Source organism: Spirosoma harenae, from assembly GCF_054776975.1.
This window is the reverse complement of sequence record NZ_BAAHBD010000002.1, coordinates 143,415-157,187: the sequence shown is the minus strand read 5'-3', so window position 1 is coordinate 157,187 and position 13,773 is coordinate 143,415. Positions and strand designations below refer to the sequence as shown.

The window sequence follows — 13,773 nt, the reverse complement described above, 5'->3', positions numbered from 1 at the left end:
AAAACTCCCGGAAGATGTCAAATTTTCCGGGTTTTTCACTATATTTGCGGCCTTTACAAAAAATGCACCGTTCATTTTCGTGCTGATATCCTATGAAGTTATCCGAATTCAAATTTGATTTACCCGATAGTCTGATTGCCAAATATCCGGTTGAGCGAGGTGAATCGCGGCTGATGGTCGTTGACCGGAAGACCAAAACAATTGAACACAAGCGATTTTCGGATATGCTGAGTTATTTTGGCGATGGCGACGTGATGGTAATTAATAATACCAAAGTGTTTCCAGCACGACTTTATGGCAATAAAGAAAAAACCGGAGCTAAAATTGAAGTCTTCCTTCTGCGCGAATTAAATCGCGAAATGAAACTTTGGGACGTTCTGGTTGATCCCGCCCGCAAAATTCGCGTTGGCAATAAACTATATTTTGGTGATAGCGATCTGGTTGCGGAGGTGATCGATAACACAACCTCGCGTGGTCGGACGATCCGCTTTTTATTCGATGGCAATCATGAAGAATTTATGAAAGCTGTTGACGAACTTGGCGAGACACCGATTCCACGAGCTATGAACCGCGAAGCCGAAGCTGCTGACCGCGATGATTATCAAACGGTTTTTGCTCAACATATTGGTGCTGTAGCCGCTCCAACTGCCGGACTTCACTTTACCAAGGCTATGATGAAGCGGATGGAAATCAAAGGCATCGACTTTGCTCCCATTACGCTACACGTTGGTTTAGGCACCTTCCGTCAGGTTGATGTGGAAGACCTCACTAAACATAAGACGGATTCTGAAAATTACCGCATTCCTGAAGAATCAGCGCAAATCGTTAATACTGCACTTGATGCCGGAAAACGTGTTTGTGCAGTAGGAACTACATCCCTGAAAGCGATTGAATCGTCAGTATCGGCAAATAGTCGGCTGAAGCCTGTTGAAGGCTGGACAGACCGGTTTATTTTCCCACCTTACGATTTCAAAATCGCCAATTCGCTATTGACCAGCTTACACTTACCCGAATCGATTCTGATTATGATGACCAGCGCTTTTGGGGGCCACGAATTGATCAAAGAAGCGTATCAGGTAGCGATCAAAGAAAAATATCGTTTCTTCAGCTACGGCGATGCCATGTTGATTCTTTAGATCAATTGTTGTTGCCATTTGTATTTTTGAGGGGCCTTTCGGCCCCTTATTTTTTCCGAATGACTAACGACTATACCCCATCAACTTCTTTCGCTATCATCGTTGCGGGCGGCAGTGGCAGTCGAATGCAATCTGACGTGCCGAAACAATTTCTGCTGCTCAACGGCAAACCGATTCTTCAGCATACGATTGAGCGATTTCTGGCTGTCCTGCCAGCTTCACAGATTATTCTGGTTCTTCCGGCAAAAGACCGTTTGATCTGGACAATGCTCTGCGAGACACATAATTTCCATCCGTCCATCCAGCTTGTCGATGGCGGTGCCAGTCGATTTCAATCTGTGCGAAATGGGCTGGCAGCTATTCAGTCAGACGTAGGCTTAGTTGCCGTACACGATGGCGTTCGGCCCTTTGTTTCCTCAGAGATTATTCAGAATAGTTTTGTAACAGCTGATCGTACAGGCTCAGCGGTTACCTGCGTGCCTGTGAAAGATTCCGTTCGAGTGGTTAGACCGGATGGCGCTAGTCAAGCTGTTGATCGCAGCCAATATCGGTTGGTGCAAACACCCCAAACGTTTCAGTTGTCCAACTTCCGGCAAGCGTTTCAAACCGAAGAGCAATCCTTTTTTACAGACTGCGCCAGTGTGATGGAATTTGCTGGTTTTTCAATTACGCTTATCGAAGGTGCTTATGAAAATATAAAGATCACAACACCCGATGATTTGCGGGGGTACTAAATAGATATGTTGTTTAAACCTAAAAGGTCTTGGAGACCTTTTAGGTTTGTTAAACGTAACTGATCCTTTCATGCCTATCCGATTTTCTGCTGACCACTATATAAACGGAATTCTAACCGGTGATCGGCTTCTGCTGAGCCGGGCGATTACGTTGGTAGAAAGTCGTCTTCCTGGCGATCAAGCACTGGCTCAAGACGTCCTTGAGGGAGTTTTAGCCCAAACAGGCCGGTCGATTCGCATTGGTATTACAGGCGTTCCGGGCGTAGGAAAAAGCACGTTTATCGAATCGTTCGGCACGTATCTGACCAGCTTAGGCCACCGGCTGGCAGTGCTTACGATTGATCCTACCAGCCAGCGCTCGGGCGGTAGTTTGCTGGGCGACAAAACTCGAATGGAAGCGCTGTCGATGAATCCGGGGGCCTATATTCGACCCTCTCCCGCTGGTGATTCGTTAGGTGGAGTTGCCCATCGCACCCGTGAAAATATCCTTCTCTGTGAAGCCGCCGGATTCGATATTATTCTGGTAGAAACGGTTGGTGTTGGTCAATCTGAAACGGTTGTTCATGGGATGGTCGATTTCTTTTTATTACTCATGTTGGCCGGAGCTGGCGACGAACTGCAAGGCATGAAACGGGGAATTATGGAACTTGCTGATGCTTTGGTTATTACAAAATCGGATGGCGCTAATATGGCTCTGGCTCATCGAGCCCGCGTTGAATACCAGAATGCGCTTCATTTATTTCCACCTACTGGAACAGGCTGGTTTCCTCCTGTTTTGACTTGTTCGGCTTTAACGGGCGAAGGAGTAGCCAGCATCTGGCAAACCATTCAGGAACACCAGAAACTCACGCAACAAAATGGTACCTGGACTGGTCGACGACAAGAACAGCAACTAACCTGGTTCAAGAGACTTTTGCGTCAACGACTGGAAAGTCGATTTTATGAACAGTCAGGTATTCGACAACATCTTCACGTTTTAGAAAGTCAGGTTCTTGCAGGTACACTTTTGCCTTCTCATGCTGTCGATAAGCTACTTGAGCTATCGTCTGATAACCATTAGAGTCCATAATTTTTTGCTTTTAAGCGTATGACCAAGTTCATACTGCTCTTCCTTATTTTATTCATGGCTTCGCGGGCAAGTGCTCAACGAGATACGGCCATTCTGGTTACGGCGTCGGCGGGGTTAAAATTCGACCAGAAACGTCTGATTGTCAGACCTAATACGCGACTAAGAATTCGTTTTCATAACAAAGACGACATGGCCCACAATCTGGTTGTTACACGGCCTAACTTCCGGCTTCGCGTTGTTGAATTTGCACTTGCCCTGGGTGATAAAGGCCCCTCCCAACACCACGTTCCTGTGATGAATGAGGTACTGGCTCATACAACAAGTGTAGAGCCAGGCAATAGCGATTCGCTGGTCGTTACCGTATCCGAAGGGGCTTTTCCGTTTGTGTGTACGTATCCCGGTCATGGCTCCATCATGTATGGGGTTATCTACGCGACGAACGAACCAAAACGGTTACCTCCAATGGATCAGGATTTGAACATTCCTAATCCGGATCGTTTTGCAAATGCTAGCCATCAACACCATCAATCGGCGGCATCCGGTCATCCCTATACGCTAACATTGCCAGCCGTATATCGAACATTTATGCCCGACTGCGGACCAGCCGCAATTGCTGTAGGCATGCCCGGTCCCGAAGGTGGTCAATCGTATGTATTTGATGCAGGATCGTGTCGATTACGGTATGCGTGGTCGGGTGGTTTTGTCGATAACACGGAGCAATGGGATGGTAAGGGTCAACGCCTGACAAAGATTGTTGGCGAGATTTATTTTCGGGATACGGGTGGTTTTCCCTGGCGAATTGGTTCGAGCACTCAGCAACCACCGATGTTTAAAGGCTATCAATTAATCAATCGCTATCCTGAATTTCGCTACAGCGTTAACGGTGTTGAGATTCGGGAATTAGTAAAGCCATTATCTGGCGGCAGAGGCCTTGTTCGCACGTTCAGTATTAGTCCATCTCAGCAAGCTATTACATTTGTCGCAACGGCTCAACCCGGCATCCGCCTAAAACCCTCAGTTGGGCAGCTGGCAAACGGAGAAATCCGATTACCAGCCGGAACTCGCCAATTTACCCTAATCGTGTCAAAATGATGTATGATATAGTATGTAATCCTAGAGCAACTATTTATCTTATATCCTATATCGCCAATCATACACCCTACATCAACCATGTTTGCCTCTCTCCTCCTCTCTTCACTCCTGCTTACCAGCTTTCCAGTTGATACAATTTCAGATTATTACGAGATTGAGACGATTGCAACGCCAACCGGCTTAGTAGCTGAAACAGGCGGGATTGCCTTTTTACCTGATGGAAGAATGGTAGCCTGCTTTCACCGGGGCGAGGTGATGCTGTATAATCCGAAAACCAAAATCTGGAAACTTTTTGCCGAAGGACTACATGATCCATTGGGAGTTATTGCCATCAGTAACCGCGAATTGCTGATCGTTCAACGCCCTGAACTAACGCGATTGACGGATACAAACGGCGATGGTAGGGCGGATAAGTATGAAACGGTGACTGATCAGTATGGGATGACGGGCAATTATCATGAGTTTGCTTTTGGCCCCGTCCGTGATAGCAAAGGCAACTTATACATCAGTCTGAATACGGCTTCGAATGGAGCAGGGATTCGGGATGAAGTTCGGGGCGAGTTTGATGCACTGGGAAGACAAGGGCGAATGTATTCCTGTGTCCCGTATCGTGGTTGGGTAATGCAACTGACTCCCGATGGCAAATTAAAACCCTATGCCAGTGGATTTCGGTCGCCGGACGGGATGGGGTTCGATGCAAAAGGGCGACTGTTTGTTACCGATAATCAGGGCGATTGGCTTGGAACGAGTAAGCTTTACCATGTTGAAGAAGGTAATTTTTACGGCCATCCAACGAGTTTAGTCTGGCGGCCAGGTTTCCCGAATATTGATCCATTAACATTACCAGTAAATAAACTCGATAGCATGCGAACAGTCGAAAGTGTGGCATTTCCGCATGAGTTGATGGCTCATTCACCAACCCAAATTGTGCTCGATAACACGGGAGGTAAATTTGGTCCTTTTGCTGGTCAGCTATTTGTGGGCGATATGGATTTCACTCATTTATTACGCATTCTGCCTGATGAAGTAGACGGGCAAATTCAGGGAGCATGTGTGCCGTTTTTCGAGAAAGCGGGTTCGAAAGGGATTCCGTTACAAATCGGGAATCACCGCCTGGCATTTGCACCAGATGGCAGTCTATATTTAGGGCAAACCGATCATGGTTGGCTTGGACATCGTGGAATTCAGCGGATTCGTTATAAAGGAGGGGTTCCGCTGGATATTATGGAAATGAAATTAACTCCTACAGGTTTCGCGCTTACATTTACCCAGCCAGTAGATGAGGCAACGGCTCTAGCATTAACCAACTATCATTTTCGCCGGTATTATTACGAATATCATCGCGCCTATGGCTCCCCACAAATGGATGTTCAGGAGGTTCCTGTTTTGTCCGCTCAACTCTCAGCCAACCGTAAAACGGTGACACTAACACTAGCCGATTTGAAACCTAATCGTGTTTACGAATTAACACTGGGTAATCTACAGGCCAGCAATGGGCAGAAAAAGTTAATGAACCATCTGGTTTGTTACACCTTGAATAAGTTAAAAAGTCGATAGTCATTGATCGTTACTAAAACAGGTATAAGATTTCATACCCACATCTACTTCCGACTAATGACTATCGACTATTGACTTACTTACGCATTACCCAATGTTCGCTCAGGCTCGTTGGCACGAGTGGCTGGAACAGTTGGCTCGTCGCTGGTTACAGGCGGTTGGCCCCATGAAGCTCGTTTCGACTCTTCAATGTCGGCATCAGTTGTATCATCCGCTTCAGCAACAGTGGCTTCTGCATTCGCTACATCGCCGGGAACATCGGTATCATTGCTGTCAGCTACCCGAGATGGCAGTTCATTATCCAGATTTTTATCGTTCAATTGCGCCAATGCCGGGGGAATACCCATCGTATTGTGCATAGCCTGAGCCGCATACGACTCAGTACTTTCTTTGCGGGAATTACTACTTACGCTCATAACGTTGATTTATTAAATGTTGAGAAATTAGAAAACGTGTAATCAATAGGGAGGTTTATTATTCAGATCAGTACCTGTCTCAGCGATAGTATCGTCATCATTCGACTTTTCTTCTGTATCCGACTTTGCTTTCTGATTGTCGTTTTGCTCTTTAGCTTCTTCCTGCGCTTTAGGAACAGGAACTTCTTCTGCCGACGCATAATCATCCGGTCCGTGCGTAGTTACATCAACCATAGCCGTATTTGATTTTGGTGCGTCAGCAGCGGCCGCTTCCTCCCCTGCTTCGGTGATTTCCATGGTGCTATTCGAATTATCGCCCATACGGAGGATACCGTTTTTACTGTCCATGTCTGTACTGCCGATAGCACGGTCGTTTCGGCCATCCTGACCACCTCTTACCTGTTGGCTGTCAAGTCCATTGGCTGAATTTTCTTGTTCGTAACGATTTCGATTATCCTCATCCGGCCGGTCTACATCGGTATCGTCAGAGCCAAATGATCCTTCGGCTCGGCCTGATATCTTGGCTTCATCGCGTTTTATTTCTAGTTCGTCTTTCATGATGTTGAGTCCGTTAATCTTAAAGAATAACTTCGGTACAGGTAAAAAGTTTAGGCAAACACCCAGGGTTCTATCCGGCGATTAGCTCGCCTGGTCGAGCCGAATTTTAATCTTCACCTACCGAATAATCAATAAATTCATTAAAAAAATGTTTTAAATCCCCGATTCCATGGAAAAAAGGGGAACAGGCATTAAATTTCGATTAAAATTTACAGCCTTGGGCATTCTTACAAATCTTGATTAAAACTCGCATAATTCGTTGCTGCCTGTCGCGTAGGTTGGGAGTTAATCGATTTTTGTTGGATTGTAAATTTTAATAGTTGGATAAAGCGTAATACAGAAAGCGGACCGATTCTATCGGTCCGCTTTTTCTTTGCTAACCAGTTGGGGCACCATAAAAAAAGAGACCATCAAGATTGATGGCCTCTTTTCGAAACATAAATCAGTTTATTTAATCAACGTCCCAGAACAGTTTGGTAGCAAACACATCGATCGTTCCCTGTGCTTTCACATTGGCCGAGTTCGATCCACCTTCTGTATTTGGGTAGAAGAATCGCAATGGCCGTTTGTTAGCTTCCGGTACCTGAATGCTTTGCGGAATAACAGGTAAATTGGTACGGCGATATTCTGCCCAAGCTTCCAGACCATTGAAGTTTGCATTAGCAATCCATTTCTGGATCGCGATAGCAGCTAACTTATCCGTCGACGCATCAAAATCGTAGTTTTGAATGCCACTGCCTTTGAAGGCGGCCGCCCCTGCGGTATTCGCTCCCAATACACGGAACGATTGAACGATACCTTCTTCAAAATACGCTTTTGCCGTATTTGGCAGTGTAACATCACTATACCGTTGTTTTGCCTCCGCCAACAGGAACTGAACTTCAGAAGCGGTCATGAGAATATACGGACGATTGTATTCTCCTTTCACGATCAGGCTTGGTCCCAATGAAGTCGTATTCGTTGGCAAATAGCCAGAGCTAACACCAAAAGGCGTACCTGAGTAGTTAGCCGAAACTTCCTTCGCTACACTCGTTCCGGGGGCAGAGCCGTTTTCACCACCATTTGCATAGGCAATTCGCTTTAACCGGAGCGTATCGCCAGCGGCTTTCAAGCTATTTACCAAGAATTGAGTTGGACGAGGGTAGTTGTTCAGCGCACGTTTTGCTCCGTTTGCATCGTATCCCCAGCGATCATACACCGGATTTAATTTACCAGCCGTTGCCAGATAGAAGGAAGGTCCACCTACACCGACATCGATCCCGGTGATAAATCCAGAGCCTTCTGATACGATCTTGTTGATTTCTGGCTTAATGTAAGCATCGCGTCCAGAAATCTTCGACTGACGAATCAGGATACGCATTTTCAGCGAATTCGCAAATTGAATCCAACGGGTAACGTTACCATTAAACACGATATCAGAACCGGTGAAAGCACTGGCAAATGCATTGGCTTTCAAATCGACGATAGCTTCATCGAGAAGAACGATTAAGGCTTCGTAGATAGCTTTCTGATCATCGAATTTAGGGGCGAGTGCAGCCGTTGCTTTCAGTGCATCCGAGTAAGGCAGGTTGCCATACATGTCCACCAATTGCTGGAACAGCATCGCCTTCATTACCTTCGATGGACCTTTCAGATACTTCTGATTATTCGCATCTGCATTGTTAATTACGAATTGATAATCCTGCAGATTGTCGTAATAAGGATCCCAATAGTTGAAATCGCCGTCGGTATATTGATAGGCGAACTGGGTTGTGCTAATGATATATCCGTTCCCCTGCGACCACTGGCCTGACCAATAATAGCCGATTTCACTAGAGCCCTGCCCCCCTGAGTTTCCTGCAATATTCGTTGCGGTTGTGAACAACGCATTAGTGAACACAAAACTTGGAGACGCTGTAGGCAACTGGTTTGGGTTGGTATTGACGTCGAGAAACGATTTGTTACAACTGCTACCAACCAGGGCCACGAAGGCCAAAATTAATATTGCTTTTACTTTCATGTTAAATCAATCGTTGTGAGACTAGACTTAGAACGATAGGTTAATATTTACACCATACTGACGTACTGGTGGTGTTTGTGTCGTAGAGTTGATACCGATACCGATAGCCGAGCTAGTGGTTGGGATATCGGTGCTGCCTGGAGCTGGATTGCCTTGATAGCTGAATTCCGGATCGGTATAGTAGTTCATTTTATCAACAATCGTGAACAGGTTACGTCCATAGATCGCAATGCTGGCACCCGAGAAAATCTTCGTTTTGTTGATCAGGTTTTGGGGCAGGCGGTAAGCCAGGTTAATATCCCGAAGTTTGATGAACCAGGCTGGTGTAACGAAGTTTTCAGTGATCAGGCGATAGTTGTCTACCCATAGAGAGTACTCAGCTTCCCGAACCTGAGTCGTGTTTGCCGAAACACTACCATCAGCATTTAGGATTGCCGAATTTGGGAAGATTTGAGGAGCCCGGTTCTCGGTCCATTTACCTGTTCCAGTAAAGGTCATTTGGCGACCCAGGTCACTATACATTACGTTACCACCCCGGTATTCGAAGTTAAACGTAAAGCTCAAATCGCCGTATTCCACTTTCGAACCTAAACCAGCAATGTGCCGTGGCAGCGTACCTCCGCGTCCTACCAGTGAGGTATTACGTAGCGGATAACCTGTGGTAGCATTGACCAGAACCCGACCCGATCCGTCTGGAGCATACTGATACCCATCCGTTTTCAGGTATGGGAAACGCATGTCCTTGATTACGTTCGTTGTGGCGTATGAGTAACCACCATATTGGAATTCGTTAATGCCTGGATACAGGTCGATAACTTTGTTGTCGTTATAAGAATACCGGATAGCCGCATCCCAGGAGAATTTATTGCCCCGAGCGATCAGATACTTCAATTCAGCCTCATAACCCCAGTTTTTGGTTTCGCCCACGTTGATAAGTAAGCTCGAGTAACCCGTTGACCGTGGAACACTAACCGTAATTACCTGTCCTTTTGAATTCTGGGTATAAGCCGATACGTCGATGTTGATCCGGTTGTTAAATAACTGGAACTCACCACCGATTTCGTACGAATAAACCGTCTCTGGTTTCAGGTTGGCATCGGGAAGTCGGTTACCAACCGTTAAACCAACCGTATTACCAAATGGGAAGTTAGCGCCGTTCGAATAAACCAGATCCAGACCATAAAGTGGGATATTGTCGTTAGCGTTCTTGTTAGCGTTAGCCCGAATTTTAGCATAGTTCAGGACATTCGATCGAATGTTCGGGAACGCGTCGGTTGCAATGAACGACAGAGCAGCACCATAGTATGGATAAGACCAGAAGTTAGATGGCCGATCGGCTTTATAGAAACGTGACGTGAAGTCATAACGGAACGAACCGTTCAAAATCAGCCAGTTTTTATAATTCGCAGTCAGGTCAGCGTAGTAGCCATAACGACGCTCCAGGGTAGTGGTTTCACCTCCTTGTAATTCACCCTGACGGTTCGCTACGTTGTAGATATCTGGAACGACAACAGAGCTCGAAATGAGAGCCATACTTTTTGTAGCGCGTTGATAAACGCTATTACCTAACAACAATTTCGTTGATACTGGCCCAAAGTCTTTTGAAGCCGTAACCTGAAATTCATTGTTGATCACGTTTTCCGTACCAGAGTAATCCGTTACACCACCCAAAATATCAGTAATAGCGCGGTAGATACCCGTTCCGTCACCATCGCGGAAGAAAGGAGCCGGAATAAATGACTTCGATTTAGCCCAGTCAGAATAGAGGAACTTACCGGTTGTATTCTTACCAATACGTGAGTTATTCATCATACCCAGACGTTCGGTAATCGACAGCCATGAGGTAGGTCGTAGGGTTGCGCTAACGGTACCATTCAAGTTGGAATCCTTGTATTTCATCCGGTTGTTGTCGGCGTTGAAATATGGGTTATTATAGTAGTCGTTATAGAAACCGTTCGGATTCGCGAACTTATTACCCTGCCAGTCGCGCAGATCTGACAGCGGCAGGTTGGCTGGCTGGTTCAGTACGTCGTTATAGAAATCGGAAGAAGTCCGGTCGTAAGCAGCCTGGGTATACGCGGCATTAAATGTGGCTGTAAGTTTGCCAACTTCTTTCGTACCCGATACACGAGCACCTGTCCGTTCGCTTTTGTCATGGGGAACAATACCTGCAATCTTCTGATTCTCAATAGACATGTAGAACGAACCCGTTTCATCGCCACCCGAGAAATTGATCTGGTTGTTCATTGAAACACCCGTATCAAACGCCTTCCGACGAGCATTCGGGATAGCCGAATAAGGCAGCATATACTGGCCACCATCTTCCGTTGTACGACCCTGCATACGGATTGAGCCATCGAATGCATCACCATATTGCTGATTTTCGTACGACCGCCAGTTGTCTTTTAACCGCGCTAAATAATCGGTTTTGTACCCTGTTCCGCCAAAAGACGTCGCATAGTGTGATCCTGAACCATACGTCTCCTGAAGCTGTGGCAGGAAGCTAATTTGCTCAAAGTTGGTGCTGTTCGAGTAATTAACTTTTAACTTTCCTTTCGTTCCTTTCTTAGTCGTGATGATCAACGCACCGTTGATACCAGCCGAACCATACAAGGTAGCGGCCTGACCACCTTTCAAAATCGAAACGCTTTCGATATCGTTCGGGTTAATTGTAGCTAAAACGGTAGAGGTCGTTTGCATACCGTCCAGAACGACGAGTGCTTCGTTGTTACCCGTCAAGGAACGATACCCGCGTAGTACAACTTTCACAGCAGGATCTACGCTGTTGTTTACGTTGTAAACAGCCAGACCGGTTACCTTACCAGAAAGTGCCTGTGCTAATTGAGGAGAACGCCCAACCGTGACGTCACCTGTTTCAACTTTCGATACGGCATAACCGATTTCGCGGTGACTTTTCCGAACCCCCTGCGCCGTTACAACGACTTCCTGAAGTTGTGACGCATCTGGCTTTAACGAAAAATTGAGTGTTGTCTGGCTTTCAATTTTTACGCTCGACGTAGTAAAGCCAATAAAACTAACTTGAAGTACATCGCCTTTTGCAGCCGTAATCTGATAGGCTCCGTCAGCGTTCGTGGTTGTTCCCTGGTTTTTGCCTTTAATGACAATACTTACTCCAGGTAATGGGCTGTTGTCTTCTGATGAAGTGACCTTTCCACTAATCATCTGAGCCATCAAAGGAATAGCGGATAAACACAGCACAAGCTGTGCTAGTAGAAATTTACGCATAGAACATCGTTTAAGTTAAGAAATGAGTATTAAGAAATTAAAACCTAGACACTAAGTTAAGTTTCAACGCACAAATATAAGATCAATTTACAAATAAAAATTTGGCCATATCCGACAATCAACGAACGAATCCGCATTTCATCTTATTTCCATAGAATATCATTCCGTGTTAAATACGCATTAACTATTAATTTGGTATAGATCATCGAGTAATTAACGATACATTAGTTGCAAATAATTACTATAAATAATTATACAGCACGTCAGCGAAAAGAATCGTTAAATAGGCAGTTATTTCCTCTAAGTGACGCAATAAACTAGGTATATATACTTTGTTTTAATAGAGTTTTAGCAAAAAGAATGCATTATTGACTGAGTATTTTTCAGGCTATTAAAACAAAAAACGTCCACTTAAATAAGTGGACGTTTTTGTACAAAATGAAGGTTAGCAAATTATTTATCCCACCACACGCGCGAACTTGTTTTGTCGCCATTGGCCAATTTAGCCACGGCTTCGTTATAAGCTGTCGTATTCAGCGTAGGTTCGGTGTTGGGATAACCATACCGACGAGGAATCTGCTTGCTCTCGTTTACTGCGTATGGCGTTGGCTTTAAATCAGGGTATCCCGTCCGACGCCATTCAATCCAAGCTTCTGTCCCATTTGGGTAAAGAGAGATCCAACGTTGATCACCAATTTTAGCGAGGAAGTCGGCTGCCGTTGGCGCTACTTTCGTGCTGGCAATATAAGCCGCAAATTTAGTGGCATCATATACCCCATATTGCTGCCAGGACGCCTGAATAGCTGCATTATAAGCCGTTTTGGCGTCATCCGTAATCCAACCGCGAACCGACGCTTCTGCTTTTGCCAGCAACATCTGAGACGCCGTAATGATATACCCAGGCTGCGTTTTAGCCAGTATTTTGGTACCAGGACGCGAAAACTCATTAGCACCCGTATACTGAATCAGCAGGTTCCGGTTTAATCCGTACGGCAGTCCATTGTAATCACCATTGGTGATTGGCGCAGCATAAACAGGAAGCCGTGGATCACTCAGATCTTTCAGTTTATTTACCAACACATCGCTAACACCGTAATCATCGCGGCCATCAAACAACGCATTATCAGGATTCCGGAACTGATTGGCATCAGTATATTGAACCAGTGCGTTATCGGTATTGGTACTGATGTAACCACCCGCATCGGCATAAGCTGCAGCAAATTCCGTTTTACCTGTCGTTGGATCAACTTTCGAGAGCCGTAACGCCATCAGCATACGCATCGAATTGGCAAATTTCTTCCATTTTGCCGCGCTACCGCTGTATATGATATCGCCACTAAATACCGTTCCGCCATCGAATTGAGCCTGGGCCTCTTTCAGTTCTTTAAATAGATCGGTATAAATAGCCTGCTGCGAATCGTATTTGACCTGCGTATTCTTTTTCAGAGCATCAAAATAGGGAATGTCACCCCAACGATCCGTTGTAACCCAATACATATAGGCTTTCAGAATTCGCGCAATCGCCAACTGATTATTGTTCGAACCGAACTGCGCTACGTAGGCTTTCGTTGCAGGATCGTTGTTATAATCAATAATCGTTTGCAAATCTTCCAATGTAACCGCGTAGTAACGGCTCCAGTCAGCAAACGTCGTCGAATAAAGTGAGCTTTCAGGATACTGCGTTTGCGACCAATATTGCGCAAATAGTCGAGTTTCAGGAGCTAATCCGGTCAGTCGTCCGGCAACGCCATCGAGCAGGGCACCAGTTGATGTCGTCGGAGGAACACCTGTAATGGCCTCCGTCAACAATGCCGAAGTTACTGGTGTCGAAGCAGCGTTCGGTGTTATATTCTCGTTCCCGAAATCACTGCAACTAGTGGCAACTCCCAGCATAGTTAGCATGCTGAGTGCCATTGCATTATTTTTAAATGTCTTCATTGTGATGCTATTGCTAAATCGAGCCAAT

General features: G+C 45.7%; 10 protein-coding genes. 5 read left to right on the top strand and 5 right to left on the bottom strand.

The window, feature by feature from the left end; genetic code table 11:
• Positions 1 to 92: 92 nt before the first annotated feature.
• The 5 genes from queA to ACYVE4_RS01030 all read left to right on the top strand — a co-directional run bounded on the left by queA (position 93) and on the right by ACYVE4_RS01030 (position 5,588).
• Positions 93 to 1,136: a tRNA preQ1(34) S-adenosylmethionine ribosyltransferase-isomerase QueA gene (queA, locus tag ACYVE4_RS01050; protein ID WP_460994920.1), complete on the top strand. Its 1,044-nt coding sequence runs from the start codon at positions 93 to 95 to the stop codon at positions 1,134 to 1,136.
• 59 nt (positions 1,137 to 1,195) lie between these two features.
• Positions 1,196 to 1,870 (top strand): 2-C-methyl-D-erythritol 4-phosphate cytidylyltransferase, encoded by a 675-nt coding sequence (locus ACYVE4_RS01045; RefSeq protein ID WP_460994919.1) that lies wholly within the window; start codon positions 1,196 to 1,198, stop codon positions 1,868 to 1,870.
• Between the two features lie 70 nt (positions 1,871 to 1,940).
• Positions 1,941 to 2,930 (top strand): methylmalonyl Co-A mutase-associated GTPase MeaB, encoded by a 990-nt coding sequence (gene meaB / locus ACYVE4_RS01040; protein ID WP_460994918.1) that lies wholly within the window; start codon positions 1,941 to 1,943, stop codon positions 2,928 to 2,930.
• Positions 2,931 to 2,957: 27 nt separating this feature from the next.
• Positions 2,958 to 4,031, top strand: a complete 1,074-nt coding sequence (locus tag ACYVE4_RS01035) for a cupredoxin domain-containing protein (RefSeq protein WP_460994917.1) — start codon at positions 2,958 to 2,960, stop codon at positions 4,029 to 4,031.
• A gap of 78 nt (positions 4,032 to 4,109) precedes the next feature.
• Positions 4,110 to 5,588, top strand: coding sequence for a PQQ-dependent sugar dehydrogenase (locus ACYVE4_RS01030; RefSeq protein ID WP_460994916.1), 1,479 nt, complete (start codon positions 4,110 to 4,112; stop codon positions 5,586 to 5,588).
• Positions 5,589 to 5,668: 80 nt separating this feature from the next.
• Here the strand turns inward: ACYVE4_RS01030 and ACYVE4_RS01025 are convergent, their stop codons facing one another.
• The 5 genes from ACYVE4_RS01025 to ACYVE4_RS01005 all read right to left on the bottom strand — a co-directional run bounded on the left by ACYVE4_RS01025 (position 5,669) and on the right by ACYVE4_RS01005 (position 13,745).
• Positions 5,669 to 6,004, bottom strand: coding sequence for a hypothetical protein (locus ACYVE4_RS01025; RefSeq protein ID WP_460994915.1), 336 nt, complete (start codon positions 6,002 to 6,004; stop codon positions 5,669 to 5,671).
• Positions 6,005 to 6,046: 42 nt separating this feature from the next.
• Positions 6,047 to 6,562, bottom strand: coding sequence for a hypothetical protein (locus tag ACYVE4_RS01020; protein WP_460994914.1), 516 nt, complete (start codon positions 6,560 to 6,562; stop codon positions 6,047 to 6,049).
• A 451-nt stretch (positions 6,563 to 7,013) separates the two neighbouring features.
• Positions 7,014 to 8,561, bottom strand: a complete 1,548-nt coding sequence (locus ACYVE4_RS01015; protein ID WP_460994913.1) for a SusD/RagB family nutrient-binding outer membrane lipoprotein — start codon at positions 8,559 to 8,561, stop codon at positions 7,014 to 7,016.
• Between the two features lie 27 nt (positions 8,562 to 8,588).
• Entirely contained in the window at positions 8,589 to 11,807 is a 3,219-nt protein-coding gene (locus ACYVE4_RS01010; RefSeq protein ID WP_460994912.1) for a SusC/RagA family TonB-linked outer membrane protein, read from the bottom strand.
• Positions 11,808 to 12,260: 453 nt separating this feature from the next.
• On the bottom strand, positions 12,261 to 13,745 hold the full coding sequence (locus ACYVE4_RS01005; protein WP_460994911.1) for a SusD/RagB family nutrient-binding outer membrane lipoprotein: 1,485 nt from the start codon (positions 13,743 to 13,745) through the stop codon (positions 12,261 to 12,263).
• Positions 13,746 to 13,773 lie beyond the last annotated feature (28 nt).